The organism is Mediterraneibacter catenae (assembly GCF_008691045.1).
GTDB classification, from domain to species: Bacteria; Bacillota; Clostridia; order Lachnospirales; family Lachnospiraceae; genus Mediterraneibacter; species Mediterraneibacter ornithocaccae.
Map to the genome: position 1 here is coordinate 54,936 of NZ_VMSO01000006.1, position 26,429 is coordinate 81,364.

24 protein-coding genes, 2 pseudogenes and 1 riboswitch are annotated in these 26,429 nt (G+C 48.1%); of the genes and pseudogenes, 4 read left to right on the forward strand and 22 right to left on the reverse strand.

Annotation, left to right across the window (positions count from 1 at the left end):
- Positions 1 to 610: 610 nt before the first annotated feature.
- From FNY66_RS06275 to FNY66_RS06320, 10 genes and pseudogenes are all read right to left on the reverse strand, one after another.
- A pseudogene (locus FNY66_RS06275) lies at positions 611 to 1,300 on the reverse strand (carboxypeptidase-like regulatory domain-containing protein); the annotation flags it as partial.
- A gap of 53 nt (positions 1,301 to 1,353) precedes the next feature.
- A complete protein-coding gene (gene rseP / locus FNY66_RS06280) occupies positions 1,354 to 2,385 on the reverse strand; it encodes an RIP metalloprotease RseP (RefSeq protein ID WP_087151686.1) in 1,032 nt (343 codons plus the stop codon).
- A gap of 18 nt (positions 2,386 to 2,403) precedes the next feature.
- On the reverse strand, positions 2,404 to 3,561 hold the full coding sequence (locus FNY66_RS06285; RefSeq protein WP_087151687.1) for a 1-deoxy-D-xylulose-5-phosphate reductoisomerase: 1,158 nt from the start codon (positions 3,559 to 3,561) through the stop codon (positions 2,404 to 2,406).
- An 18-nt stretch (positions 3,562 to 3,579) separates the two neighbouring features.
- Complete coding sequence (locus FNY66_RS06290; protein ID WP_150310594.1) at positions 3,580 to 4,392, reverse strand: phosphatidate cytidylyltransferase; 813 nt, start codon at positions 4,390 to 4,392, stop codon at positions 3,580 to 3,582.
- A 4-nt stretch (positions 4,393 to 4,396) separates the two neighbouring features.
- Positions 4,397 to 5,104 (reverse strand): isoprenyl transferase, encoded by a 708-nt coding sequence (locus FNY66_RS06295; protein WP_087151689.1) that lies wholly within the window; start codon positions 5,102 to 5,104, stop codon positions 4,397 to 4,399.
- Between the two features lie 205 nt (positions 5,105 to 5,309).
- Positions 5,310 to 5,861 (reverse strand): ribosome recycling factor, encoded by a 552-nt coding sequence (frr, locus tag FNY66_RS06300; RefSeq protein ID WP_087151690.1) that lies wholly within the window; start codon positions 5,859 to 5,861, stop codon positions 5,310 to 5,312.
- A gap of 12 nt (positions 5,862 to 5,873) precedes the next feature.
- Complete coding sequence (gene pyrH, locus FNY66_RS06305) at positions 5,874 to 6,569, reverse strand: UMP kinase (RefSeq protein WP_150310595.1); 696 nt, start codon at positions 6,567 to 6,569, stop codon at positions 5,874 to 5,876.
- A 26-nt stretch (positions 6,570 to 6,595) separates the two neighbouring features.
- Positions 6,596 to 8,239 carry a ClC family H(+)/Cl(-) exchange transporter gene (locus FNY66_RS06310; RefSeq protein WP_150310596.1) on the reverse strand — a complete coding sequence of 548 codons (1,644 nt, stop codon included), beginning with the start codon at positions 8,237 to 8,239 and terminating at the stop codon, positions 6,596 to 6,598.
- A gap of 29 nt (positions 8,240 to 8,268) precedes the next feature.
- On the reverse strand, positions 8,269 to 8,949 hold the full coding sequence (locus FNY66_RS06315; RefSeq protein ID WP_087151693.1) for an LrgB family protein: 681 nt from the start codon (positions 8,947 to 8,949) through the stop codon (positions 8,269 to 8,271).
- Positions 8,942 to 9,319 (reverse strand): CidA/LrgA family protein, encoded by a 378-nt coding sequence (locus FNY66_RS06320; protein ID WP_087151694.1) that lies wholly within the window; start codon positions 9,317 to 9,319, stop codon positions 8,942 to 8,944. The genes FNY66_RS06315 and FNY66_RS06320 overlap by 8 nt, the downstream gene beginning before the upstream one ends.
- A 237-nt stretch (positions 9,320 to 9,556) precedes the next feature.
- On the opposite strand from FNY66_RS06320, the gene aroF reads away from it, so the two are divergent.
- A complete protein-coding gene (gene aroF / locus FNY66_RS06325; RefSeq protein ID WP_087151695.1) occupies positions 9,557 to 10,570 on the forward strand; it encodes a 3-deoxy-7-phosphoheptulonate synthase in 1,014 nt (337 codons plus the stop codon).
- A gap of 99 nt (positions 10,571 to 10,669) precedes the next feature.
- Entirely contained in the window at positions 10,670 to 11,752 is a 1,083-nt protein-coding gene (gene aroB / locus FNY66_RS06330) for a 3-dehydroquinate synthase (RefSeq protein WP_150310597.1), read from the forward strand.
- Between the two features lie 50 nt (positions 11,753 to 11,802).
- Here the strand turns inward: aroB and FNY66_RS06335 are convergent, their stop codons facing one another.
- From FNY66_RS06335 to FNY66_RS06345, 3 genes are read right to left on the reverse strand one after another with little or no spacing between them, the layout of a single operon-like run.
- Complete coding sequence (locus tag FNY66_RS06335) at positions 11,803 to 14,094, reverse strand: xanthine dehydrogenase family protein molybdopterin-binding subunit (RefSeq protein ID WP_150310653.1); 2,292 nt, start codon at positions 14,092 to 14,094, stop codon at positions 11,803 to 11,805.
- Between the two features lie 26 nt (positions 14,095 to 14,120).
- Positions 14,121 to 14,600 (reverse strand): (2Fe-2S)-binding protein, encoded by a 480-nt coding sequence (locus FNY66_RS06340; protein WP_150310598.1) that lies wholly within the window; start codon positions 14,598 to 14,600, stop codon positions 14,121 to 14,123.
- Positions 14,601 to 15,404 carry an FAD binding domain-containing protein gene (locus FNY66_RS06345; protein WP_150310599.1) on the reverse strand — a complete coding sequence of 268 codons (804 nt, stop codon included), beginning with the start codon at positions 15,402 to 15,404 and terminating at the stop codon, positions 14,601 to 14,603.
- Positions 15,405 to 15,621: 217 nt separating this feature from the next.
- A riboswitch (Lysine riboswitch) is annotated at positions 15,622 to 15,793 on the forward strand.
- Between the two features lie 103 nt (positions 15,794 to 15,896).
- Here FNY66_RS06345 and dapA point away from each other — a divergent pair.
- Positions 15,897 to 16,781, forward strand: coding sequence for a 4-hydroxy-tetrahydrodipicolinate synthase (gene dapA, locus FNY66_RS06350; RefSeq protein WP_087151699.1), 885 nt, complete (start codon positions 15,897 to 15,899; stop codon positions 16,779 to 16,781).
- A 105-nt stretch (positions 16,782 to 16,886) separates the two neighbouring features.
- Here dapA and FNY66_RS06355 read toward each other — a convergent pair whose 3' ends face one another.
- Complete coding sequence (locus FNY66_RS06355; RefSeq protein WP_087151700.1) at positions 16,887 to 17,759, reverse strand: DegV family protein; 873 nt, start codon at positions 17,757 to 17,759, stop codon at positions 16,887 to 16,889.
- 333 nt (positions 17,760 to 18,092) lie between these two features.
- Here FNY66_RS06355 and FNY66_RS06360 point away from each other — a divergent pair, with 333 nt between their 5' ends.
- Positions 18,093 to 18,320 carry a 3-hydroxyacyl-CoA dehydrogenase gene (locus FNY66_RS06360; protein WP_150310600.1) on the forward strand — a complete coding sequence of 76 codons (228 nt, stop codon included), beginning with the start codon at positions 18,093 to 18,095 and terminating at the stop codon, positions 18,318 to 18,320.
- Here FNY66_RS06360 and FNY66_RS06365 read toward each other — a convergent pair.
- The 8 genes and pseudogenes from FNY66_RS06365 to FNY66_RS06395 all read right to left on the reverse strand — a co-directional run bounded on the left by FNY66_RS06365 (position 18,317) and on the right by FNY66_RS06395 (position 26,428).
- Positions 18,317 to 19,153 (reverse strand): M15 family metallopeptidase, encoded by an 837-nt coding sequence (locus FNY66_RS06365; protein WP_229409458.1) that lies wholly within the window; start codon positions 19,151 to 19,153, stop codon positions 18,317 to 18,319. The two genes, FNY66_RS06360 and FNY66_RS06365, sit on opposite strands and share 4 nt — an antisense overlap.
- A gap of 103 nt (positions 19,154 to 19,256) precedes the next feature.
- A complete protein-coding gene (locus FNY66_RS06370; protein ID WP_150310601.1) occupies positions 19,257 to 19,613 on the reverse strand; it encodes a hypothetical protein in 357 nt (118 codons plus the stop codon).
- Positions 19,614 to 19,675: 62 nt separating this feature from the next.
- Positions 19,676 to 19,909, reverse strand: coding sequence for a hypothetical protein (locus FNY66_RS06375; RefSeq protein ID WP_150310602.1), 234 nt, complete (start codon positions 19,907 to 19,909; stop codon positions 19,676 to 19,678).
- Positions 19,899 to 21,146 carry a sensor histidine kinase gene (locus FNY66_RS16130; protein WP_324613903.1) on the reverse strand — a complete coding sequence of 416 codons (1,248 nt, stop codon included), beginning with the start codon at positions 21,144 to 21,146 and terminating at the stop codon, positions 19,899 to 19,901. The genes FNY66_RS06375 and FNY66_RS16130 overlap by 11 nt, the downstream gene beginning before the upstream one ends.
- Before the next feature lie 18 nt (positions 21,147 to 21,164).
- Positions 21,165 to 21,803 (reverse strand): annotated as a pseudogene (locus FNY66_RS16135) (response regulator transcription factor); the annotation flags it as partial.
- Between the two features lie 74 nt (positions 21,804 to 21,877).
- A complete protein-coding gene (locus tag FNY66_RS06385) occupies positions 21,878 to 24,700 on the reverse strand; it encodes an FtsX-like permease family protein (protein WP_150310604.1) in 2,823 nt (940 codons plus the stop codon).
- Positions 24,697 to 25,395: an ABC transporter ATP-binding protein gene (locus FNY66_RS06390; RefSeq protein WP_150310605.1), complete on the reverse strand. Its 699-nt coding sequence runs from the start codon at positions 25,393 to 25,395 to the stop codon at positions 24,697 to 24,699. Before FNY66_RS06390 ends, FNY66_RS06385 begins: the two co-directional genes overlap by 4 nt.
- 79 nt (positions 25,396 to 25,474) lie before the next feature.
- On the reverse strand, positions 25,475 to 26,428 hold the full coding sequence (locus tag FNY66_RS06395; protein WP_150310606.1) for a sensor histidine kinase: 954 nt from the start codon (positions 26,426 to 26,428) through the stop codon (positions 25,475 to 25,477).
- Position 26,429 lies beyond the last annotated feature (1 nt).

The window sequence follows — 26,429 nt, forward strand, 5'->3', positions numbered from 1 at the left end:
TGCACAGATTGTTCTGGCAGAAATCCTCCCCACGGCTGCTTAGCGCCGGCGTTTGAGCAAAGATGAAAATGGGTGCTTGATCGTTGATCGTATCTTTGCAAAAGACTTTACAACTCAATCCGAGAGATATTGATTATGTTTATAACTGTTTACAATTTATCGAATTGTTATGGTGTCAGATGATAAGCTGTAGAATAGAGCAAGTATTTATTTCCGAACTTGCTTATGCAGCTGATTATGTTATAAGTCGAAAAGGTAATATAGAGTCTCCTGCTTTTGTCAGTTACTCTCTGTTTCCACAAAATTACAATGATTTTCATTATGAAGAATATTATGAAAAATATGATGCATTATGGAATTCGTGATATTTAGAATTTCTGCTATGTATAGATAACATCAGATATGATAACCGCTACATTGAGATTGAATAAATCACAAATGTAGCGGTGTTTTATGTAATTGAGCCTATGGCTGAATTAAGTCAGTCTTTCATTTTGAAAATGGTCTGCCTGTCCTGATTATAGATATTCCAGTTCGTATGATGTTTTACCAGTAAATCGAATAACAAGCCCATTTAAAGTAAATGTTTTGCAACCATGAATCACCGTATATTTCTGTACCACTCCGTGTATACTCTGTTAAGTGTAAATGACATGATCGCCAGCACGTTTGCCCGGATCGTATCTGTCGGCCACGTGGCATAAATCTCGCTTGACGCTACGTTTTTAATATAGTCCTTGTATTTCACATAATAATTTGTCGCCGTTGTGTCTCTTGGCGAACCGTCATGGACAACGACATATTCCGGAACAACCACACGGCTTAGGACAATTTCCCCTGACTCATTTGTCGGCTTGATCTCGTCCTCTGCAATTTTCGGCGGATAATCTCCGTATAAAGTATGAGCGGGGATGACGAACACTTCTTCCTCCTCCCCGCCCGTATCACTCGGCCGCATCCTGACATTCTGGATCGCCTTTACATTTGCAAGTATTTCTGTCCCGGCAATGCTCACCGGCTCATATCCCGGAGCACTGACGTCCAGTGTATATTCGGAATACGGCTGTCTCTCATTTTCCGGATCAAGGCTCCACGACTCAGGCGGAGCATCCAGTGTCAACACTTCACTCTGGCCGGAGGAATCTGTCGTCACCTGCTCCAGCGTCCGTTCGGGAACTCCCGTGTACGAAATGGATATCTTCGCCTCCGCTATGGGATGGGAATCCAATGTCGAGGTGACATTGATCTGAAGTTCTCCTTTTCCCGACGTCTCCTCCTGCATAGCTCTTATATACTGCATAAAAGTCTCCCGCGTAAAAATGATCTATTAATTATATATGCGGGAAACGTTCTTTAGAACAATTTCATAATATCATTGAACATGACTACGACCATGAGCACCATGAGCAGGGCAAAGCCGGCGAAATGCACCATGCCTTCTTTCTCCGGCGGAATACGCTTGCGCCGCACTGCCTCCACGATGAGGAACACAAGCCTGCCTCCATCCAGAGCCGGTATGGGCAGCAGGTTCACCACGCCCAGGTTTGCCGACAAAAATGTACCGAAGTTCATCAGGCTTAATATAATTGCCGCTATTCCTGCCGGAGCTGCCGATTCATATACACTGTCCACAACTGTAACAATCCCAACAGGTCCTGACATATCCTTTATTCCTACCTGTCCGCTCACCAGCATGCGCAAACTGTCCACCGTATAGTTCATCCAGTATTTCAGCCTGTACAGACCATACTGCATGGAACCGAATATCCCCGGACGTTCAAAGTTGCCGCCGGTCACTCCCAGCAGAGGAGACGCATCCCCCTCCAACTGTCTCGGCTCTATCTGCGCCGTATACGCTTTTCCGTCGCGTTCATATACTACCTCATAGGGCGTATCGTCCGGATGAGTCAGAGTATAGAGCTGTACATCATCCCAAATGTGGGTATTACGTCCGTTGATCTCTTTTATCACGTCACCTGCCTGAATCCCCTCTTCCTGTGCCGAATATCCGTCGGACACAGCACTTATTTCAGTGGACTGATAGCCCGTCGCCCCGACCAGGATCACACAGAAGATCCATGCGAGGATCAGATTGAACACGGGACCCGCCGCAATGACAGATATTCTCGCCCACACGGATTTACTGTTGAAACTCCCCTCGGACATATCATCGGTATCGTCCTCGCCCATCATGCACGCTCCCCCGAACGGAAGCAGCTTAAGAGAAAAAAATGTATCTCCGATCTGCTTTCCTATGATCGTCGGTCCAAGTCCCAAAGAAAATTCATCCACACGTATACCATTTAACTTGGCAAGGAGAAAATGTCCCAGCTCATGAAAAATGATTATAAAACTGAATAGTAGGATCGCTATGATTATTCCCATGTATTACCACCTGTTTCTTTATTTGCAGAAGCGTGGCATTCTGCATTTTATAAATTCATATGTTTCCTGCTCTGTCTTTAGTATCTCTTCCACTGTCGGATCAGCGATATTTTTATGTTCTTCCATACAGGCCCGGATAATCTCAGGTATCTGAAGGTACCGGATCTTCCGATCGAGGAAAAGCGCTACCGCTTTTTCATTGGCAGCGTTAAAGACTGTCGGAAGAGATCCTCCCTTTTTCCCTGCTTCGATCGCCAGCTTTAATCCGTAGAATGTCTCTGTATCCGGCTTCTCAAATGTGATCTGTGTGAGAGTCTCAAAATCAAGCCGCTCCCCCGGCAGATATCTTCTCTCCGGATAGTACAGGGCATATTGGATCGGCAGTTTCATATCCGGTGTGCCGAGCTGTGCGATCACTGCCCCGTCCTCGTATTCCACCATAGAATGGATGATACTCTGCGGCTGAACGACCACCTGGATCTGATCCACAGTAACACCAAACAGCCATTTCGCCTCGATCACTTCCAGCCCTTTATTTACCATGGTAGATGAATCGATGGTGATCTTGCGTCCCATCTCCCAGTTCGGATGCTTCAGTGCATCTTCCACCTGTATATTCTCAAGCTCCTCCCGTTTCTTTCCGCGGAATGGTCCGCCTGATGCGGTCAGCAGGATCTTGTGCAGAGACTTTCGCTGTCCTCCCTGGAGAGACTGGAAGATCGCACTGTGTTCGCTGTCCACAGGCAGGATAGATACATGATGTTTCTCTGCAAGAGGCATGATGATATGGCCTGCAGTTACCAGTGTCTCTTTGTTTGCCAGTGCAATGTCCTTTCCCGCTTTGATCGCCTCGATCGTCGGCAGGATTCCGATCATCCCGACGATTGCCGTGACCAGGATCTCAGACTCCTGCTCTGACGCCACAGCCAGAAGTCCGTCCATGCCGGACAGTATTTTAACCTGAATATCCCGGACGCGGGATTTTAACTCTGATGCAAGTTCTTCACTCCACACTGCCGCAAGTTTCGGCTCGAATTCCCGGATCTGCTTTTCCAGAAGATCGATATTCCTGCCCGCTGCCAGAGCCGTCACTTTAATATCCTTATTTGTCCTTACGATTTCAAGAGTCTGGGTTCCAATAGAACCGGTCGAGCCCAGAATAGCTATTTTCTTCATCTTATATACTCCCCTTTCCTACAGCAGGATCGCCAGATAATATATGATCGGAGCCGTGAAGATGACACTGTCAAAACGGTCCAGTATCCCGCCGTGTCCGGGGATCAGTTTCCCGTAATCCTTGATATTGTGATATCTCTTGATTGCCGACGCAGCCAGATCCCCGATCTGGGAGATCGCGCCGCCCGCTGCTCCGATGATCGCATATGTCAGGGCACTCGCCTCTGCACCGCCCCAGTGATTGATCGCCAGTGCATAGAGCACACCGATGAGAGCTGCTCCGAGGATTCCGCCGATGCCGCCTTCTACAGATTTCTTCGGACTTAATACCGGAGCCATCTTATGTTTTCCGATCAGCATGCCCACACAGTATGCACATGTATCGCAGCCCCAGGAGCAGACAAATACAAGCCATACTGTAAACACACCGCCCGGCAGGATTCTTGTCTGATAAATGTAAGAGAGCATCACAGCTACATAAAAGAGACCGAAGAATGCCGCAAAAATCTGCTGGGTATTGTATCTCGGATAGGCAAATACAAGCACCGCCATCAGACAGATCAGGTATGCCATAAAGAGCATCATAAACCAGGTCAGTTTTTCTCCCGGAAGCTGCGGTTCAGAATAGACAAGTGCATAATAGAGCACTGCGAAAATATATCCCACGATTCCCGGCGCTTTTCTTTCAATGGAGAATACTTTGTACAGTTCGCTCATCCCGATCAGGCTGATCAGCAACAGGACTGCGAACAGAAGCTCTCCGCCCGTGATCAATGTCACAAGTGCGATGACCATCAACAGTATTCCGCTTAACAGACGTGTTCTGAACATAAACTTATGCCTCCTCTACTCCCCCGAATCTTCTGTGCCTGTGGTTATATTCCTCTATTGCTTTTACCAGCTCTTCTTTTGTGAAATCCGGCCATGGTACATCTGTAAAATAGAATTCCGAATATGCGAGCTGCCAGAGCAGATAATTAGAGAGCCGCTGCTCACCGCTCGTACGGATCATAAGATCCGGATCCGGAATACCGTGAGTATCCAGATACGACTCAAACACAGCTTCATCAATCTCATCTGGTTTCAATTTGCCGTCCGCGCAGTCCTGAGCCATCTTTTTTGCCGCCCGTGTAAGTTCATCTCTGCTGCCGTAATTGAGCGCGATCGTGAAATTAAGCCCGCCATTATTGACTGTGGCCTCTTCAAGCTCTCTGATTCTTCCCTTGATATCGTCATCCAGCGGATCGATGTCTCCAATAACGCGGATCTTCATATCATTTTTCGCTGCTGTCTTTAAACAGGTTTTCATATAATTACGCAGCAAAGTCATAAGCGCTGCCACTTCATTCTCCGGACGGTTCCAGTTTTCTGTAGAAAATGCATAAACCGTCAAGTATTTAATTCCCATGCGCCATGCTTCTTCGCAGATACGTTCTACATTCTTGCTGCCCTGGGCATGACCGTAATTGCGGGGCATGCCTTTCGACTTTGCCCAGCGTCCGTTCCCGTCTAATATGATTGCAATATGCTGCGGTACTTTCATTTCCGTTTCCTCTCACTTTTCTATTTTCAGGACTCGCTCACGAATCCTGGCACAGGACCAGATTAAGCCCCGGCCGACATAATACATCTCTGAATCTGTGCCCGCTCTTTCATCTGATATACACTGGAAAGGGGGCTTAAACTTTAAAGCCCCCTTCTTAACTTCCCGATGTAGTTATCCGTGTTTGCAGTTCACGCCAGTATTCCTATACTGTCATAATTTCTTTTGATTTTACTTCGACCATCTTATCGATCTTTGCAATATATTTATCCGTGATTTTCTGAAGCTCGTCCTCGAGATCCTTAATACCGTCCTCAGAGACTTCGCTTCCCTTGAGTTTCTTAAACGCTACGTTTCCGTCACGGCGGATGTTACGTACAGCTACCTTCGCTGCCTCACCCTTCTTCTTCACGTCTTTCGCCAGTTCTTTTCTGCGCTCCTCAGTAAGCTCCGGGAACACAAGACGGATTGAAGATCCGTCATTAGTCGGATTGATACCGATATCAGAAGTAAGAATTGCTTTCTCTATTGCTTTTAACATGCTCTTCTCCCACGGCTGGATCTGGATCATCCTCGCCTCCGGGACAGATACATTCGCCACCTGCTGGATCGGTGTCGGCGCTCCGTAATAATCGACAGCCAGCTTGTCCAGCACATGCGGGTTTGCACGTCCCGCACGGATCGTAGCGAGTTCGCTGTCAAGATTGTTGATCGTCTTGGTCATCTTTGTGTCATACACAGCCACTTTTTCATTCATAGTGAAATCCTCCTACACTGTTACTTTTGTTCCGGTAAAGTTACCGCTCATCGTCTCCACGATGCTGTTTTCTTCATTCAGCCCGAATACGAGCATCGGCATCTTATTTTCGAGGCAGAGGATCGACGCCGTAAGATCCACCGCCGCAAGTTTCTTATCTATTACTTCCTGGATTGAAACTTCATCATACTTGACAGCGTTCGGATTCACTTTCGGGTCACTGTCATAAATCCCGTCAATTGCCTTTGCAAGGAGCATGGCATCTGCCTCAATCTCGATCGCTCTCAGCACTGCTCCTGTATCTGTTGAGAAATACGGATGTCCGGTACCGCCTGCGAAAAAGATAACCTTGCCCTCCTCAAGTGCAGCCACTGCCGCATCCTTAGAAAACAGGGCTGTAAATGAACCGCACACGAACGGAGTAAATACTTCTGTCTTCATTCCTACATGTCTGAAGATATCGGACACATAGATACAGTTCATCACCGTTGCCAGCATCCCGATCTGATCTGCCTTAGTCCGGTCGATTGTCTCGCTCGTACGGCCTCTCCAGAAATTTCCGCCGCCTGTCACGATCGCCACCTGGATTCCGTCGTCCACCAGTTTCTTCACCTGATTGGCAACGCCGATACAGGTCGCCTCATCAAAACCTGTCTTTTTATCTCCCGCGAGGGCTTCCCCGCTCAGCTTAAGTAACACTCTTTTCATTATGGTAAGCTCCTTTGATTTCTCTGCTAAAATGAAGTATAACATAAGTTTTCCAATTTGTCATGTATATATCCTGCATCCCTCTCATCTGTCATAACAGTCAGCCTGTCGCCCGCCATAAGCTTTGTCTTTCCCCGGGGGATAATCTCCTTTCCGTCACGCTCCAGCGCCACAAGAAGACAGTTCTTCGGCCAGTGGATTTCCATAACCGTCCGTTCTTCAAGGACTGAGCCGCTCATAATGACATACTCGCTTAAGACTTTTTGTCCTCCCGCAGAAGTGCTGTATCCCGAACTTTTACCGGTGTCCGTGCCCGCACTCTTCTCAGACTCTGATCTCCTCTCACCATTATTGATCCTGACCGCACCCTTCTGCTGCCCGCCCAGAAGACGGTTTAAAAGGCTTTCATAAATCGGCTCAGATCTTAAAAGTGTTGCCGTAATGTAAGCAGCAACCGAAACAATAGCAAGGGAAAGCATCTGGCTGACTGACCCTGACATTTCAAACAGCAGGATAATCCCTGTAATCGGTGCCCTTACAATAGCAGTAAAGAATCCGGCCATAGAGAGCAGCACAAAGTTATTGACATACACCGGGTCAAGACCTAAGAATTCCGATGCTGTCATTGCAAACGCGCCGCCGATCAGCGCTCCCAGGATCAGCAGCGGGAAGAAAATACCGCCCGGTGCCCCAGAGCCGAAACTAACGGCTGAAAACAGAAATTTCACTACAAAAGTCAGGATGACAAGCCCGAGCACCATTTCCCCGCCTGTAAGAGAAACGATCAGGTCCCCTCCGCTCCCGAGTACAGAGGGCATTACAAGCCCCAAAACTCCCGCCGACAAAAATGCGATCACAAGTCTCGTCGTCTCGTTCAGCCACTTTGGTTTCTTATAGAGCTCCTGCGCTTTTATCATGACTTTATTATAGAGAGTGCCCATAAGTCCAAGAAGTACTCCAAGGAGAAGCAGCAGCCAGTAATGATTCTGAGGAAGCACATGATCCAGCTTGAACTGGAATACAGGGTCAATTCCCATGATATAGGAACAGATATAGTCTGCCGTAACAGAGGATGTCATCACAGATACAAGAAGGCTTACAGAAAACCCTTTATGGATTTCTTCCAAAGCAAACATCATCCCCGCAAGCGGTGCATGAAAAGCTGCCGCAAGTCCCGCGCTGGCTCCACACGTCATCAAATATCTCTCTTCTGTCTTTCCCCGATCCAGTAGTCTCGACACGCCCTGTCCTCCCATGGCTCCGAGCTGGATAGACGGGCCTTCCCTTCCAAGAGAAAGGCCACCGAACAGACAGAGGAAACCTCCGATAAATTTTGCAGGAAGGACGCGTTTCCAATCCTGGGTAAGTTTTCCCAGTACCTCCCCTTCTACCTGAGGGATGCCGCTCCCCGATATCATGGGTTCCCATTTTACCAGCCTGCCGACGACTACCGCCAGCAGAAGCAATACGACAAACCAGCCGATTATCCTGACAGGATGACCTTTTATGTACCCCAATATCTCATTCAGCCACTGTCCTGCATAGGTAAGCGCGATCCGGTAAAACATCACGATCAGACCGGAAACCGCTCCTACGAGCAGTCCTTCCCCGATCAGGATGACCGGAAACCGCTGTGCTCTTTTCAGGGTGTGTGATGTATCTTTTTTCATCTTCCCCACCTCCTCATATCACATGATATCTAAAGGACTGCCATCGAGAACAGCACGGTAATGATCCCGCAGATTCCGATCGCAAGACCGCTCATAGCGCCCTCTATTTCTCCCAGTTCGATTGCTTTTGACGTTCCCACCGCATGGCTGGACGCCCCAATCGCAAGACCTGCCGCTACCGGATCAGACACGCGGAACAGCCGGATAAGCAACGGTGCGAAGATCCCTCCCAGGATCCCCGTAAATATCACAGCCACAACTGTGATCGGCACCATGCCGCCCGCCGGCTCCGCGATACTGACTGCAATCGGTGTGGTCACGGATTTCGGCAGGAGCGATACAGTCAGGCTCTCGTCCAGTCCGAACATCCGGCATAACAAATACACGCTGCCCATAGACGCGGCAGATCCTGCGGCACATCCGATCAGAATCGGAAACCAGTACTGTTTCAGAATCTGCAGTTTTGTGTACACCGCCACTGCCAGACATGCTGTGGCCGGAGCAAGAAACATATTGATGATCTCACCGCCTTTATTATAGGACTCGTATGGTATCCGGAAGATCAGCAGGACTGCTGAGACCAGAACAATAGCAATGATCAGTGGATTGCAAAACGGCGTTTTGAATTTCTGATTCAGTTTAACCCCAATTCCGAAGGCGATCACACTTAAGCTCACACCGAAATAGGGGGATGCAAATATTTCATTCATTGCCCGTTCTCCTTTCTCTTAATCGGCTCAAAAGCCGGACCGTCAGCTTCACACTCCAAGCTGTCACAGCGAAGGTCACTACCGTGGAAATAACACAGACAGCCACCAGCTGCAGCCATGCACTCTTGAGCACATCGAAATAATTAATGATGCTCACTCCGGCTGGCACAAAGAAAAACGCCATGTTTTCCAGCAGAAAATCTGCCTTCTCCTGGATATGTTCAATCTTCAAAACGCCTGTGAGGAGGCAGATAAATAACAGGATCATACCGATGACACTGGCAGGAAATGAAAAAGGCAGCGCTTTCTCCACCAGGATACTCAGCCAGCACACCGTGAAAATAATCCCAATCTGTCTGATGATCTTCATACTTATTGATTCCCTTTCTACATTTTAGGAAAATGATTGACATTCTTATTCCTATGTTTTATGATACTATTGGTTTCGCGCTTTAAACAACTAAAATTTTACAGTGCGAAGTTGCCATTGGAAATTGTGACAGTTCACCCCGCTCTATTCACAAAACTGCACTGACAGACTAACTGCGGTCAAACTGTTTATCAAAAATACTTTTCTATTATAAATGAAAATGGAGGAAAAGCAAGAATGATTATCGTATTAAAACCACATACATCGGAAGAAAATATAAACCGTGTCGAAAATCTGGTCAAAACCCGTGGGCTGGATACTCATATTGTCCGCGGTACCGAGATGACAATCATCGGCTGTATCGGTGATACTACACTGATCGACCCCCGTCTCTTTGAGGTAGACAGCTCAGTAGATAAAGTCATGCATGTACAGGAGCCGTACAAACTTGCCAACCGCGCATTTCACCCGGAAGATTCCGTTGTAGACGTCTCCGGAGTCAAATTCGGCGGAGGACATCTTGGCCTGATTGCAGGTCCCTGCTCTGTAGAATCCTTTGAGCAGGTACTTGAAGTGGCAAGAGCAGTCAAGGCATCCGGCGCCACTATGCTGCGCGGCGGTGCATTCAAACCGCGCACCAGCCCGTATTCTTTCCAGGGGCTCGGTCTTGAAGGGCTTGATATTCTCTGCGCAGTCAGGGACGAGGTCGGACTTCCCATTGTCACGGAACTGATGTCGCCGCAGTATCTGGATGTTTTTAATGAAAAGGTAGATCTGATTCAGATCGGTGCCCGCAATATGCAGAATTTTGATCTGCTCAAACAGCTTGGACAGATTGATCGCCCAATCCTTTTAAAACGCGGGCTGAACGCGACATACGAGGAATGGATCATGTCGGCTGAATATATCATGGCATCAGGAAATGAGAACGTTATCCTCTGCGAGAGAGGCATCCGAACATTTGAGACATTTACCCGAAATACACTGGATCTCCAGAGTATCCCTGTGCTCCGCAAGAAGACCCATCTTCCGGTCGTAGTTGACCCAAGCCACGCCGGTGGAAAATGGTGGCTCGTAGAGCCGATGGCAAAGGCGGCAGTAGCAGCAGGAGCAGACGGACTTATGATTGAAGTCCACAATAATCCGGAATGCGCATTATGCGATGGAGCGCAGTCACTGAAACCCGATAAATATGATACACTGCTTCAGCAGGTAAAACAGATTGCAGAAGTTGTCGGAAAAGTTCTTTAATTGATTCGGGGACGTAGTCAAATTAAATTTGACTACGTCCCCGAATCAAAACTGATCTGTCCCCGAATCAAACAATTGTGTTTATAGGAGAAACTTTCTATGAAATTAACAGTTAATTTAAAAGAAAATTCATATCCAATCTATATCGAAAACGGTATCCTTACAAAATCCGGAGAGTATATTTCCCGGATTTTCAACGGACAAAAGATTATGGTCATCTCGGATGACAACGTATTTCCGTTGTACGGACAGAAAATAACAGACTCTCTGACATCCGCAGCAGGCCACAACTATGAGTGTCATTCCCTGGTTCTCCCGCACGGTGAGCCGACAAAGAATTTTCAGTCTTTACCGAAAATTTATGAAGCTATGCTGGAGGCAAAACTTACAAGAAGTGATCTGGTCATTGCTCTGGGCGGAGGTGTGATAGGCGACCTTGCCGGTTTTGCGGCGTCAAGTTACCTGCGCGGCATCAAGCTGGTCCAGATTCCGACTTCCCTGCTGGCTCAGGTCGACTCTTCTGTGGGCGGCAAGGTTGCTGTAGATCTGCCACAGGGTAAAAATCTTGTCGGAGCATTTTATCAGCCGAAAATGGTACTTATAGATCCGGAAGTCCTTGACACGCTCCCTGACCACTTTATAAAGGACGGTATGGGGGAGGTTATCAAATACGGATGTATCAAGGATTCTAATCTCTTTTGCAGACTTTGCTCCCACAGTTCTTTCGAGGATTTAAAACCGGAACTGCCCGAAATCATTGCCCGTTGCGTGGATATCAAAAGGATAGTCGTGGAGGAAGATCAGTTTGACACAGGTGAACGTATGCTTCTAAACTTCGGTCATACTCTTGCCCACACAATCGAACAGTACTACAATTATGAGCGTGAAAGCCACGGAGAAGCTGTGGGCATCGGAATGTATCAGATCACCAGGATGGCTGAAGAGAAAAAACTCACCGCGCCAGGCTGCGCAGACAGAATACAGCAAGCGCTCAAAATATATGGTCTTCCGTCTTCCTGCGGTCTCCCGGTCAGTGCCCTGACTGAAGCCATTTCTCTGGACAAAAAGAATCTGAACGGGCATCTGAATGTAGTCCTGTTAAAAGAAATCGGCAACAGCTATGTATATCCGACTGATATTTCATTCTTCGGATTCTCCGAAAACGGACAGGAAAATATCTGACTGATACAAAGACGGATCTGCCACGACTGCGGCAGATCCGTCTTTTCTTTTTATTCTGAACATTTTTCTATTTCCTGCATTCCCCTGTATACCTTTTCCGCTGTCATCGGAAGTTCTCTTATGATTACTCCCACTGCGTTCTGTATAGCATTGGAGATTGCCGGCGATGGTGTATTGATAACAATCTCACCGATGGACTTCGCTCCGAACGGGCCTGTTGGCTCGTAGCTGCTCTCAAATTCCACACGGATTGTTCCCACATCGAGACGGCTCGGGATCTTGTACTGCATAAAGGAGTTGCTGTAATTCTTTCCTTTTGCGTTATACACTACATCCTCGAAAAGCGCCATGCCGATTCCCTGCGCGATACCGCCCTCTGTCTGCACACGCGCCAGACTCGGATTCACCACGGTTCCACAGTCCACAACAGCCGCATAATCGACCATCTCAACTACTCCGGTCTCCTTGTCAATCTCCACCTCGGCAATTCCCGCCATAAACGGCGGCGGCGATGTTGGAGAGGAGAACGCCTCGCTTGCGGAGAGCGCCTCGTTATTAAAGCACATTACTTTATTGCCGATATCTTTTCTGGAGATGGATTCTCCGGTCTTTAAGTTAACCACACTCTTTCCGTCAAATTCCACATCTTCTACAGAACATCCGAGATACTCTGCTCCTCTCTCGCACATTTTCCTGATCAGAGTCTCGCAGGTGCGGACCACTGCCATTCCGGTCACATATGTTGTGCTGGAGGCATAGGAGCCACAATCATAGGGCGAGATATCCGTATCAACCCCGTGGACAATGATATCTTTCATGTCACAGTCCAGACACTCTGCCGCCATCTGGGACAAAATCGTGTCACATCCGGTTCCCATGTCGGTAGCTCCGATCATCAGGCTGTAGAATCCGTCATCATTTACCTTGATCGCAACAGATCCCGTGTCGACGCCTGAGATCCCCGAACCCTGCATTGCCATGGCAACACCGACTCCGCGTACTTTTCCATTTCCCATGTCGCGATACGGGTATTTCTCATCCCATCCGATCATCTCTTTTGCGCGGGCAAGACACCGGTCAAGGGCACAGCTCTTAGCAGTCTCCCCATAATATGCCGGCATGATCTGTCCTTCCCGTACTAGATTCTTTTCTCTTAAGACGGTCGGGTCCATACCCAGCACCTGTGCCAGCTCGTTAACCGCCGACTCTACAGCAAAGATTCCCTGGGTAGCGCCGTAGCCACGGTAGGCACCGGCAGACATGACGTTCGTATACACTACATCATAAGTAAACCGGAATGCCTCCGCCTGCCCGTAAAGTGGAATCGATTTGTGGCCGGAAAGCCCTACTGTAGTCGGGCCATGCTCACCGAAAGCACCTGTGTTGGACAGTGTATGGAGGTCAATTCCTCTGATGTGACCGTCTTTATCCGCACCGAGACGGACATGCATCTCCATCTCATGACGCGGTGAGGACGCGATCAGCGATTCCTCCCTCGTATAAATGATCTTCGCAGGTTTTCCCGTCTTCCATGTAACAATCGCCGGGTACACTTCGGATACGGAGGTCTGTTTTGCTCCGAATCCTCCGCCGATACGCGGTTTGATGACACGCACTTTACTCTTTGGAATATCCAGTGCATTTGCAAGGATTCGTCTGATATGGAACGGAACCTGAGTGGATGATACCACGTTCAGTCTTCCGTACGTATCCAGATAGGTGTAGGTGCGGAACGTCTCCATCATAGCCTGCTGGTTCGCCTTTGTGTGATACACTCTGTCGATTACGTAGTCACAGTCAGCGAGTACCGCCTCGATATCTCCGCTCCCGCTCTCTTCATGGGCGCAGAGGTTTCTCTTATTATCCGCTCCTACCGGACAGAGACTTTTCCAGTTGTCCTCCGGATGTACAAGGATCGGATTATCCTTCGCTTTTCTAAAATCAAGCACCGGCTCCAATACCTCATACTTGATCTTGATCAGTTTCATTGCCTTTTTGACTGCTTCCTCGGAAGTGCCGGCCACAATAGCCGCCGCATCCCCCACAAAACGCATCCTCTGATCCAGGATCAGGCGATCGTATGGACTCGGTTCAGGATAGGTCTGTCCTGCCATTGTAAAACGCTTGTCCGGACAGTCCTTGTAGGTGAGGATGCACTCGATCCCCGGCACCGCCTCGGCTCTTGTTGTGTTGATGTCTTTGATCAGGGCATGGGCGTGCGGACTCCTTATGATCTTCACGATCAGACAGTCTGAGGGTGCAAGGTCATTCGTATAGACCGCTTTTCCGGTCACCAGTGCTTCAGAGTCCACTTTCGGGACAGCCTGATTTACGACACGCATATTTGACGCATTTTCACCTGTCATACTCATGCCAGCGCCTCCTTTCCGTCCTTTTCCTTCTGTGCAGCCATATATTTCTGTATCGCGCGTAACTGGCTCATATATCCGGTACACCGGCACAGATTACCGGCGAGATACTCTTTGATTTCCTCCAGATCCGGATCCTCAAGCTCTCTCTTCATCGCCAGTACGTTCATAATAAACCCGGGAGAACAGAACCCGCACTGCTCACCGCCTTCAGCAGCTAAGAATCTTCCGAACTCTGCAGCCTCTTCCTCCACGCCTTCCAGGGTCGTGATCTCATGACCGCCTACACTCGCGGCAAGTACGGAACAGGACAGTCTTGATTTTCCGTCGATCCAGACCGTGCACAGGCCGCAGTTTGTCGTCTCACAGCCGCATTTCACACTCTTGCATCCGAGATCACGCAGCACGCCGAGCAGCACTGTGTCGGGACCGACCTCGGCAGTTACCTGTTTTTTATTTAATGTAAACTGTATCTCCATCTATCTTCCCTCCGCCAGAATCGAAGCCATCTCACGCCGGATGAGCACCTCTGCCAGATGCTGCCTGTATTCGGCGCTGCCGCGCATATTTGAACCGTATGTGAATTCTGTTGCCGCCTGTTTTGCGTATTCTGCGATTATCTCCTCAGAAGCATCCGAGGGGATTTCCCATTGCTTTTCAAGGAGCGCTGCTTTCATCGGTCTGGCTCCCACAGAGAAATACCATGTTTCCTGGCCGTGTACCATACCGGTCACCACCGAACAGGCGATCACAGGGAAATCCGTCTTCGTCTGACGGATGGATCCATAGCGGAATTTTCTCTTGCTCTTTCTTACAATAATCGACAAAAGGATATCTTTATCCGGTCTGCGGTTGACAAATTCGGACAGACGAATCGTGCCGCCGTCATAGAGCTCCACAAATGTATCCAGTGCAAGAAACGCCGTCAGAACATCAGAGAAGCCGAATCTGCCGTAAATGCTCCCGCCGATTGTCGCCTGATTGCGGAACTGGACGCCTACGATATGGCGGACACTCTCCGCGATCCCGTCTCCGTACAGCTCTTTTAACGCTTCACACTGTTCTATCTGTCTTAATGTGCACATCGCACCGATCTTGATCACGTTTCCTTCATCCTCGATCTGGTCAAGTCCCAGATCTGACAGGTCGATGATTGTCTTGACACGGGCATTTCCGAGGCGCATCCACATCATGCCGCCCATCACACGGCTGCTGCGCGCCTGGTTCAGCTCATACGCCTCTTCCAGCGTCTTAGGTTTTACATAATTACCAATTGTAATCACAACGGCTCTCCTTTCTTCATCTGACTCAAGCAAGTCCTCTCTGCATTTAAAAATAGCGTAAAAAAAGTGCAAATGAAAATCGTAACAGTTCAGTCCACGTCATTCACACTCGAAGCCTTTGTATTTTAGCATGAACACAGAGAATTGTCAAAGGATAACGGCAAAACAGTTGACAGCATGTCTGCCTGGTGTTATGATTTTTTTAAATATGAATGAAAGGCAGGATAGAGGTCGCATTTTTCAAGAGTATGATGGCGGATGTATCAGGAACAGTAGAACTCATCAGAAAGGGGAAGATGCCGAAGGGATAAGGTGCCTGAAGCTTTGTTCCTGGGCGTGTCGCGAACAGCGGCATGACTGTCATCGCAGGATGGAGAGCTATCTGATATACGATAAGTATATTTCGGGACGGCGCATCTTGCCGTTTCTTTTATTGTACAGCACATTTGATACTGAATTATTTCATATCATTAATAAAAGGAGGAAAAAAGAATGGCAATTTTTAAAGGTGCAGGTGTAGCAATCGTTACTCCGATGAAAGAGAATCTGGAGATCAATTATGATAAACTGGACGAGATCATCGAGGAGCAGATCGCCGGCGGCACAGACGCCATTATCATCTGTGGCACCACAGGTGAATCTGCAACCATGACAGAACCAGAGCACAGCGAAGCAATCCGTTTCACCATTGAAAGGGTAAAGCACAGAATCCCGGTTATTGCCGGAACAGGTTCAAACTGTACACGGACAGCAATCGAACTCTCCAGAGAAGCTGCAAAAGACGGCGCCGACGGACTTCTTCTCGTGACTCCGTACTATAATAAAGCGACTCAGAACGGACTGATCGCACACTATACACAAATCTGTAACGAGGTCAGTATCCCCGCAATCCTCTACAACGTGCCGAGCCGTACCGGTTGTTCCATTCAGCCGCAGACTCTTGCAACACTTGTAAAGAATGTTGATAATATCGTAGGTGTAAAAGAAGCTTCCGGAAATATCGGAACAGTTGCGGAGATCATGCATCTGTGTGACGGAAATATCGATCTGTATTCAGGAAATGACGATCAGGTCGTGCCGCTCCTCTCACTAGGAGGCATCGGCGTGATCTCCGTACTCTCAAACGTAGCACCGACTTACGTACATGACATGGTCTACAAATACCTGTCCGGTGACACAGCTGGCAGCGCGAAAATGCAGCTTGATGCGATTCCTCTGTGCAATGCACTCTTCTGCGAGGTCAATCCGATCCCGGTAAAGGCCGCAATGAATCTGATGGGCAAAGAAGTGGGACCGTTAAGAGCGCCGCTGACAGAGATCGAGGATGCGCACAAAGAAGTGCTGAGAAAAGCGATGACAGATTTCGGACTGCTGTAAAATACAAAAGAATCATAAACGGGGACACCGTAAGCTTTAATTGGGGACGTAGTAAAATCGGATTTTACTACGTCCCCAATTAAGTTTTGCCCTGTCCCTTTTTGACTATTTCCGCTTCTTTCCGTAATTGATAAGTCCTACAACTCCCGGACCAGCGTGTGTTCCGATGCTCGGGCTCACATCATTGATTATTACATTTGTAAATCCGAGTTCTTTTACCATATCAGCCACAGCTTTTGCATCGTCTATACAATCTCCGTGGAGAACTGCAACCAGCCTGTCCTTTCCATAGGAATCCAGGTCCAGCGACTCTTCCAGCCTGGCCACCAGTGTCTTGAGAGATTTCTTGCGCCCTCTCACTGTTCCGTCTGACTTCAGCTCGCCGGTCGACGTCACGGCCAGAATCGGCTTGATATTCACAAGACTTCCGACAACTGCCGTTGTCTTGGACACACGTCCGCCTCTCTGCAGATGATACAGATCATTTACCGTAAACGACACATTTACATGATCCCGCTCCTCCATCAGGATATCATATACTTCCTCCATGCTCTTTTCTTCTTTCCAGAGTTCTACTGCACGGTAAACGGACACTCCCTCGCCCAGGGATGCATTCAACGAATCAAACACCATGATTTTCCGGTCCGGATAATCCTCCATAAGCTCGTTCGCCGTCATGACAACATTATTGCAGCTTCCGCTCAACGCGCTGGAAAACGCAATATGAAGTATATTTTTCCCCTCTTTTAGGATCTTTTCAAATTTCTCCCTGATTACCGCAGGATTATTTGCCTGAGATTTCGGCAGTTCCCCTTTTCTCATAGTTTCATAGAATTCGTGCGGCGGCATATTGAGCTCGTCCCCATATACTGTATCCCCAAACGAATAATACTGTGGAATAATCGTAAGATCATTCTCTTTGATAAATTCCGGCAGCACGTCGGAATTGGAATCTGTTGTGATCACATAATCTGCCACTTTTAACTCCTCCTTCTCGTGATTAATATCTCGCGTACAACACTGATTATATCAGTCCAAAATGCCAGAATCAAGAAGAGGAAGGTTCTTTTCTGAGGAGCATAACCACAGTTGTTCCATAGCCGTAAGCTGCTCTGCAGTTCTCCCTGCGCCATCATCTTTGAATTATGTTTTGCGTAAAATCTTACATTAAAAATTGTACTTTTTACAGAAGCTGTACTTTTTTCTGATATTGACCGCACAGCATCGCCAAAGTATAATGAAGGAAGTCGGGAACTGTCAGCGGGCACTCCCGACGCAGATTCGTAAAATTCAGTAAAAGGAGTTGATTTTATGCGCCGGAATGAAGCGCCGTTTAACGGAAAACAATTCATATTAAACAAAAACACAGGGGAAATCCACGATCTCGACCGTGAATCACCACCGTGCTGTATTGACAAAATAGATGCCGGCAATATCTTTGCCTGCGACACCTACGCGGAAGCCGTGCTGTTTGCATCCGTGCTGGGAATCACAAGGAACGGATGCGCTCACTGTATTCCGGAACATCATAGAGATTAATTTATCCCCAGATACTCCTCCAGACAGAGTTTATTCTCATACATCTCTGCCGCCGCTTCTTTTCCCACATAACGATAGTGCCACGGTTCATAGATAATACCGGTGATATCGCTTTTATCAGTAGGATAGCGAAGGACAAATCCGTACTTCCAGCTGTTCTTCATCAGCCATTGCTGGACCGGTGTATTTTCCTGCTCTGTGTCCAGCTGCTGATAGCTGACATCTACAATGTCCAGAGCCAGTCCCAGCTGATGTTCGCTTGTCCCCGGATATGCAACTACCTTTGCAGCCTCAACCTCGACTTCATTCTCCGGGTATCCTTCGCGAATCAGATTCGCTTCTTTATCTTCAAACAGAGCTTCCTGCTTCTCCATTGTCCGATAAGACGCACAGATCAGGGGTTCAAATCCTGCTGCCCGGCAGTCGTCTATCATCTGCTGAAGCTCCGGATAACATCTTGAATCTACAGCCTGTCCGTTTCGCAGATACGTCAGTTCCGGTTCGTAATTCTCCGGAACCCAATTCCACGGATTTACAAGGAGAAGATTCCACTCCTGTTCCTTTTTCGCCTGGTGCGCCTGTTTCGTCCGGCTGTCTTTCTGTCCGGGTGCTGCATCTGCCATTGCGTCAGCCGCGACCGCCTGGATTTCAGCCGACCATCCTGTTATTTCTCCGATTCCGCCGGTGAGGATCACCCTTCCGCACAAAATCAGGATCAGTACAGTCCCCATGATAACTGCCGGCAGTCTGACACCGGTCTTTCGGGGGCTTCTCCGTCTTTTCCCGTATTTTCCTCCGCACTTTCTGTATCCCCGCTGCTTTCTGTATGACATAAATACTCACCTCATTGGTTTTTATTATGTCATAATTTTAAAATCCCATTCCCTCAAAGAAGCATGTTGCCGGCATCAAAACGGCTTCATTTCCCTGATCTTTCTATAAAGTCCTGTTCCACGTATACACGGTTCCGTACTGATTCCGCTCCAGATCGAGCGTGATATTTTTCCCGCTCTCATCTTCAAAGAAGGTACGGGCAAAACAGGAGGGGCTCTCTGTATGGTACTCTGTGTCAGTATGCCGGAATCCATAGTATTCTTCACAGAAAGTCTGCAATCCGGCGCTCTTTTTCTGAAGATCCTCCTGTATCTCTTTGCTTATTTCTTCCTCATTTTGATATCCCTCTTCCGCCCCCGGATTTCCCCCGTACCGGGTAAATCCGAAAGAAAGCATTTTCCCTTTAACAGCTATAAACGGAGACAGCGAAAAATCTTCGCATTCGATTTTGTCCAGCACTCCGTACTCTGACAGACGGTTTATTATGTCTGCGGCACTTATCCTTATATCGCTCTCATCACTTACGGCGCCATGGTCCAGATACAGTTCATTCTCATAGTGTCTGCCAGTTTCAGCATATCCACCAGTCTCGCGTCTGCTGCTGACGGCACTTTTCCTATGGCAAATGTCTCTGCCTGCACGCTCAGCTTCTGATCTGCGGCTCTCCCCGCAAGATCCGGCAGGAAAAAGCCGGCGGCCAGTGCAGCCGCGGCTAAAAAGGCCGCTGCAACGGCCATTCCCCTTCTATTTTTCATAACGGCCTCCTCTCAGTTCGGCAATCACTCTTGTTCCTCCGCCTCTGCGCCTTTTAAAAACAAGAGTCCCGCCATGCAGTTTTACGATTTCTGCGCACAGAGTCAGCCCCAGTCCGGCTCCCCCCTGCTTTCTCGACCTCGACTTATCGACCCGGTAAAACGCTTCGGTCAGATGTTCTCTTGCTTCTTCTGGGATTCCCGGTCCGTCGTCGTCCACACAGAGTACGCAGCCCTCATCGGTCATTCTGACCGCCACCCATATATGTCCGCCTATCCCGGCCGCCTTAGACGCGTTGTCTATCAGATTGACAGTCAGAGAGCGGAGCAGGTCCGGCTCAAGCAGGCATTTTCCTTTTTCATAGTTTCCTTTCAGAGTGATCTTTTTCTTTTCGAAGACCGGCCTTAAATGTTCTGCCATATTTTCTGCAATACGGCCCGGGCTGTGGATGGACAGCCGGACGTCTGTTTTCTCTGCCACATAGATATCCAGAAGTTTCATAGACAGGCGCTCCAGCCGCCTGCCTTCGGAGAAAATGTAACCGGCCGCATCCCGCCGCTCCTCTTCTGTAAGCTGTTGACTGCGGAGCAGATCAGCATATCCGATTACCGCTGTCATAGGTGTTTTCAACTCATGGGTAAAGCTCCCCACAAACCTCTCCTGCCGCTCTACGGCCTGTTCAAGTTCTCGGACATTGGTCTCGATCTGCTCTGACATCCGGTCAAAATCCTTTGACAGGCTTCCGATTTCATCTCCGGAACGAATATTTGTCCGGAATGAGAGATTGCCTCCCGAGATTTCTCTGGCTCCCTTTGCCAGCACAGACAGCGGACGAGTCAGCAAATATGACATTCCATAGGAAAAGACCGCACATATGATCATAGCAGTGACAAAAATAATTCTATAAATTTTCTGCTGATATTCCCGCTTTTCGTACAGAGATGAAATATCGTGTCCTGCTTCTAAATACATTGTCTGATCTCCGGATGAGAATCCCCCTGAAACTCTGATGTATACACTGCCGTCATCTGTCCGGAAAGATGTGACCACACACGATTCTTCATTTCCTCTTTCTTCTGCCCGGGTCAGATATTCTGCTGCCTTCCCCTGACTGTACACCACCCCGTCACCGCCGGAAAGGGCTACAGAATCCCAATAGCTTCGTCTCTGCCCGGCTATCTGCCGGAGAGTATCCTCTATGTTCTCTGATTCAGAAAACATCTCTGTTTCTCCTGACATCTGCAATGTATATATAAGCAGCCTGTATGAATTCTCCGCTTTCAGTTCTCTACTCCATTCCACCTTCTTCCGCAGCCGCTGGACCAGCAGATCCACCGCTTTACTGCCATACTCAAATTCTCCGCTCCATACTCTTTCATAGATCGTTTCTCTGTAAAGTGCAGTGTTTGGATTTCTTGTAAATAGAAGAAGCAGATCATATTCCTTTTTCGTCAGAGGAATCTCTCTTCCGTTCCTCGTCACCTGCATGGATCTCAGATCAATGTGGAGGCCGCATATATCCATCACCTCATCCGTAAGCCTGAAACGCCGCAGCACCACATCCACCCGTGCCAGAAGCTCTATGATCTCAAAAGGCTTCACGATGTAGTCCTCGGCTCCCATACGCAGCCCTTTTAGCCGGTTATTTACAGAATCCTTTGCCGTTATAAAAATCACCGGTATCTCCAGCGGCCGGATATATTCCATTAATTCAAACCCGTCTATTTTCGGAAGCATCACATCAAGCAGGATCAGATCATATATATTTCTGCTGATTTTCTCCAGAGCCTCTTCGCCGTCATATGCACAGTCGCATTGATACCCCGATCTTTTCAGACTCATCTCCATCAATTTCGATATGGAGATCTCGTCTTCAACGATCAATATTTTTATCATGCCTTTTCCCTCTCGCATAAAATAATCCCTGCTCTCTCAAAACAAGAGCAGGGATATTATACCTCATTTCGGCATCAAAATGGCATCAAAAACCGTGTTCCTTTTCCAGATGAATTTTCTCCCTCATCTTTACACATAATCCATGCTGTTGTCACATTGATCATAGTAAGTCCCGCAATCAAAAAGAGAATCCATGATATGGGCCATGTAAATTTAAAATACGACAATTTCTGTTCCATATAGTATCGGATCATCAGAAGAATCCCCATCCCCACAGTCAGCAAAAGTCCCACAGTGAAGAGACAATAATAACCTCCTTCTGCCTGTATCATTGTCCGCTTTTGCTTTTCTGTCATGCCAACGCTTTCCATGATCTTCAGTTCTTTTTTTCTTGCGAGAACGCCTGTGACCATCACATTAAAATAGTTTGTAAAGCCTGCCAGTAAAAGGACAGCACTGATACTGCCAAGGATCAGCCTGTTTCTCTGGATCTCAGAGGCCGCCTCAGTCATCAGATCAGACTTGCTGATACAAAAGATCCCGGCTTCTCCGGTTCCTTCATCAAATGCCGTTCCCGTCATCCGGCTCCGGCGCTGGTTTTCTTCGGAAATGATTTTCTGTATTGAGCTTTTCACAGAGGGTTCTTTTTCATGATCCACGTTCAACTCCATGTATAGTGTTTTCTTCTCTGTGGGAATCCTTTGGAATCCCTTTTCGCTGATCAGAAAATACAATCCTCCTTCTGAACCGTGCCAGGTCTGCCGGATCTGCGGGAAATCTTCCCTTCGGTTATCAAGATACCCGCATAGAGTAAAGTCCTCTGACTGTTTCATTTGGAAATCCCCTGCTTCTTCCTGTTCTGTCTGTTCCTGAGCTGTCATGTTGTTCCACCGGATCCTGTCTTCCCGCGATATCATTGTCTTAAAATAAACAGGCTCCCCTATACTTTCTCCCACCAGCTTTTCCTGCGCGGCAGACAATGCATGATCATGAAGGATCAGAACTCCGGTGCCATTCTCAAGAGAATCCATGTCAACAGGAAGGCTGTTTGTTTCCACATATTTTTTCAGAGATTCAATCTCATCCTCCTTCAGGATCTGGACCACATCCTGATCCCATCCTTCGATCATTTCATCTTCAGCGTCCTCTGCGAGAAATACCTGATCCAGCGGACGGATTCCTTTTTTAGAGATCACAGTGTAAAGATAAGCGCCTTCCATGATATAAGACTTGTCCGTATCAACTCCATCTATCTCCATCAGTTCTTTTCTGACCTCCGAAGATATGGGCGAGAATTCGTCATAATCATTATCATACAGCAGATCAAAATAGTCTCCTTCTGTCAACATGGGATCCTGCCCTGCATCCCGCGTCTGATATTCCTCTCCATATCCCTGCTCACGTCCGTAAGTGCTGAACCGGCCCGCGATCAGGAAATCCGGACGCTGTTCAACAACATGTACATAGTCGCTTCCTGCTGTAATCACAACAGCTCCAAGAAAAGCTTCCAGACCAAGGAAAAGGGAAAGCACGGTCAGGATAAACCGTTTCCTGTGACCGGAAATATTTCTCCACGCCAGATAACGCATTTCCCCGGCAGAGGTCCGTTTTCTTTTCGTGAAAACCGGCTTTCTTTCCTTGTGAGATCGTTTTTTGCCCTGCGTTCCTGTATATCCGGTACTTTCCACACAGGACATCCTTACTGTTCTTACGATCACTCCGGCTGACGCTGCCAGAAGGATCCCGTCCGTAAAGAGGACGGATAATAAGAGGATGACCGGATGGAAAAGACAAACCCCTTCAGCGCCTCCTGTTTCTCTGAAATACTGACTGTTCAGGATTGCCGGGATAACTCCCGCCAGCAAAATGGCAGACAAAGCCGCACCGGCCGCTGTTCCGAGAACGAGGATCCGCCGGATCTGACTGTAGTAGATTTTGGAAAGCTGTCTTTGCGTCGCGCCGATCGTGTTTAAGAGTCCGAGTTTCCGGATATCTCCTGCCATTGAGATCTGAAGCACATTATGGCACAGGAAGAAGACGCCGCACAAGGTAATAACAGCTCCGAGAACCGCCATGCCATAACCGCCCGTCATGCCCGCCACTGCCTGATATCCCGCCGTATCGGTTACCGTGATTTTCTGATGCTGATCCTTCATAGGCAGATCTTCATACAGCAGTTCTTCTGTTTCCTGCCAGCCAAGCCGGTCTGACTGACGGAAGACCAGATCTGCCTCATCATCAGGATGAATGCCCCAGGCATCCAGCTTTTCCTCTGAAATATAACCCGGAGCAGCCTCATTACTGTAATCAGTAAACCAGCCGCTCAAAAAAAATGTTTCTTCCGAACTCTGAAAAATCCCGATGGAAACATGGAGCGGAATCTCCATGCCCTCCTGAGGATTGGTAATTCCCAGAACCTTCAGCGCCTTTTCGGAAAGCATGATCTCAGACTCTTTTTCGGGATAACTTCCCTGAATCTCTGTATAGGCTGGACAAAGCAGGTCCTTCCATGCATCCGGATCTGCCCATCTGATCGTGCAGACCGTGACCTTTTCACCCTCCGCGCCGGAATCCTTTTCTGCGGTCTCCGCCACTCCCACGGTAAAACATCGGCCCGTCTGATTTATATAATTCAGGGATTTAAGTGCTGCATATTGGGACGCAATTCCGCTTTCCACAACTCCGGACGCAGCCGTTCCATTCTCCCGTATCATACTTAACTCTTCCGAACGGATCTTTCCCCGGGAAATACCGAACACCATTGTCAGGGTGATAATGCTCAAAACCACCGTCATAAAAAGGATCCGGTTTCTCCCTTTCGCCGATCCGGCAAATGAAACAGCAAGCATACGGATCACATTTCGGTTATCATTGGGAGTGTAGTTTCTTCTCTTCATGCCTGCACCTCCCGGTTGAAACCCGCGGCAGTGTCACAGATCCGTCCGTCTGACATCCGGATGATCCGGTCAGCCATCTGGGCTACTTCCTCCTGATGCGTGACAACGATTACTGTCTGGTGGAATCGAAAGGCGCAGGATTTCAGAAGACCTGTTACTTCCATTCCGATAACGGAGTCCAGATTCCCTGTGGGTTCATCTGCCAGCAGGACAGCCGGTTTCGTCAGCATCGCTCTTGCGATCGCGGTTCTCTGCTGCTGACCGCCGGAAAGAGTACCGGTGAGTCTGTCTAACTTATTTGACAGACCGAGAAGATCCGTAATCTCTTCAAAAAATGGTTCATCTATGCACTGTCCGTCCAACCTGAGCGGAAGAACAATGTTTTCATAGACACTGAGAGACGGGATCAGATTATACTGCTGAAATACAAACCCAATATTCCGTCTCCGGAATACTGTACGTTCCTCCCTGTCCAGATCTTTCAGGCTGATCCCACGGATCCAGACTCCGCCGAAATCGGGTACATCCAGTCCACCCAGCATATTCAGCAGAGTGGTCTTTCCACTGCCCGATGTTCCGACTACTGCGAGGAATTCACCTTCCTCTGCTGTCAGTGACACACCGTCCAAAGCACGGACTTCATAGGTGTCAGTGACATAATATTTCTTCAGATTTACTGCATTTACCATATCCATATCTAAATCTCCTATAGCTGTTTTTCTTTAGTGTAAACAGTAAATCTTACAAATTCCTGACAGCCTTCGCAAAGCAGCCTCATACAGGAAGATTCATTTCGATCAGAAGTCCGGGATTCATTCTCTTTGAGATCATAAAACCGCCGTGGAGATTTATGATCTTTCTTGCAAGGTAAAGTCCGATTCCGAACCCGTCCTGTCCTGTCACACGCCTGCCTCTGTAGAATCTTCGGAAGATCTGATTTTCTTCCCCCGCATCTATGCCAATCCCGTAATCCCGCACCTGAAGTTTCAAATACATTTCATTCTGCCTCAGAGAAACTTCTACCGTGCCGCCTGATTCACTGTATTTCACTGCGTTGTCAAGGACATTGAAGACTGCCTCTCCCATCCAGTTGGAATCATGAATACAGACGGCCTGTTCCGGCATGGTAATATGGAAACGGATCTGTCTTTTCTCCGCTCTGTTCTGGATCTGTCCAAATGTGTTCTGGATCGTCTTCAGCAGATCACTCTCATTTTTACGTATCTGGATGATATGTTGTTCCAGACGGGCCATCTTTACGAAGCTGTCTACCAGAAAATGCAGTTTCCTCTCACTTTCCTCCAGAGCCGTTACATACTGCAAACTGATCTCTGCATTACTTTCCTGTTCTCCTTCTCTTGTCTTCGGCTCAGTTATTTCTGCCATATCCTTTAGGAAACCGGTGTAACTTTCAATATTGGTCAGAGGTGTCCGCATCTGGTGTGCGATTTCCGAGATCAGTTTCTGGATTTCATCCCTGCTTTTTTCTGCCTCTTTTCTTCTGCCATCCAGCATCTCCTGTATACGCACAAGCTGATTTTCTATCCTCGCAAGCAATAACTCATCGCCCGGAGCAGTAATACGGAGCTTGCGGCCTGCCAGAATATCCTCCGTCATCGCCGCCGCTTTCTCCAGCTCTTCCATGCGAACTTTTCTCTGACGGATATATATGATACTTCCGCCTGCTGCAATTCCGATCATGAAAGCAATCCATGCTGCAATATCCATC

What these genes read in the sequence shown, in the direction of transcription:
- rseP (WP_087151686.1), bottom strand. Translation starts at nt 2,385, where the DNA reads ATGGGAATAATCATAGCGATCCTACTATTCAGTTTTATAATCATTTTT.
- FNY66_RS06285 (WP_087151687.1), bottom strand. Translation starts at nt 3,561, where the DNA reads ATGAAGAAAATAGCTATTCTGGGCTCGACCGGTTCTATTGGAACCCAG.
- FNY66_RS06290 (WP_150310594.1), bottom strand. Translation starts at nt 4,392, where the DNA reads ATGTTCAGAACACGTCTGTTAAGCGGAATACTGTTGATGGTCATCGCA.
- FNY66_RS06295 (WP_087151689.1), bottom strand. Translation starts at nt 5,104, where the DNA reads ATGAAAGTACCGCAGCATATTGCAATCATATTAGACGGGAACGGACGC.
- frr (WP_087151690.1), bottom strand. Translation starts at nt 5,861, where the DNA reads ATGAATGAAAAAGTGGCTGTGTATGACACAAAGATGACCAAGACGATC.
- pyrH (WP_150310595.1), bottom strand. Translation starts at nt 6,569, where the DNA reads ATGAAAAGAGTGTTACTTAAGCTGAGCGGGGAAGCCCTCGCGGGAGAT.
- FNY66_RS06310 (WP_150310596.1), bottom strand. Translation starts at nt 8,239, where the DNA reads ATGAAAAAAGATACATCACACACCCTGAAAAGAGCACAGCGGTTTCCG.
- FNY66_RS06315 (WP_087151693.1), bottom strand. Translation starts at nt 8,949, where the DNA reads ATGAATGAAATATTTGCATCCCCCTATTTCGGTGTGAGCTTAAGTGTG.
- FNY66_RS06320 (WP_087151694.1), bottom strand. Translation starts at nt 9,319, where the DNA reads ATGAAGATCATCAGACAGATTGGGATTATTTTCACGGTGTGCTGGCTG.
- aroF (WP_087151695.1), top strand. Translation starts at nt 9,557, where the DNA reads ATGATTATCGTATTAAAACCACATACATCGGAAGAAAATATAAACCGT.
- aroB (WP_150310597.1), top strand. Translation starts at nt 10,670, where the DNA reads ATGAAATTAACAGTTAATTTAAAAGAAAATTCATATCCAATCTATATC.
- FNY66_RS06335 (WP_150310653.1), bottom strand. Translation starts at nt 14,094, where the DNA reads ATGCGTGTCGTAAATCAGGCTGTCCCGAAAGTGGACTCTGAAGCACTG.
- FNY66_RS06340 (WP_150310598.1), bottom strand. Translation starts at nt 14,600, where the DNA reads ATGGAGATACAGTTTACATTAAATAAAAAACAGGTAACTGCCGAGGTC.
- dapA (WP_087151699.1), top strand. Translation starts at nt 15,897, where the DNA reads ATGGCAATTTTTAAAGGTGCAGGTGTAGCAATCGTTACTCCGATGAAA.
- FNY66_RS06360 (WP_150310600.1), top strand. Translation starts at nt 18,093, where the DNA reads ATGCGCCGGAATGAAGCGCCGTTTAACGGAAAACAATTCATATTAAAC.
- FNY66_RS06365 (WP_229409458.1), bottom strand. Translation starts at nt 19,153, where the DNA reads ATGTCATACAGAAAGCAGCGGGGATACAGAAAGTGCGGAGGAAAATAC.
- FNY66_RS06375 (WP_150310602.1), bottom strand. Translation starts at nt 19,909, where the DNA reads ATGAAAAATAGAAGGGGAATGGCCGTTGCAGCGGCCTTTTTAGCCGCG.
- FNY66_RS16130 (WP_324613903.1), bottom strand. Translation starts at nt 21,146, where the DNA reads ATGTCAGGAGAAACAGAGATGTTTTCTGAATCAGAGAACATAGAGGAT.
- FNY66_RS06385 (WP_150310604.1), bottom strand. Translation starts at nt 24,700, where the DNA reads ATGAAGAGAAGAAACTACACTCCCAATGATAACCGAAATGTGATCCGT.
- FNY66_RS06390 (WP_150310605.1), bottom strand. Translation starts at nt 25,395, where the DNA reads ATGGATATGGTAAATGCAGTAAATCTGAAGAAATATTATGTCACTGAC.
- FNY66_RS06395 (WP_150310606.1), bottom strand. Translation starts at nt 26,428, where the DNA reads ATGGATATTGCAGCATGGATTGCTTTCATGATCGGAATTGCAGCAGGC.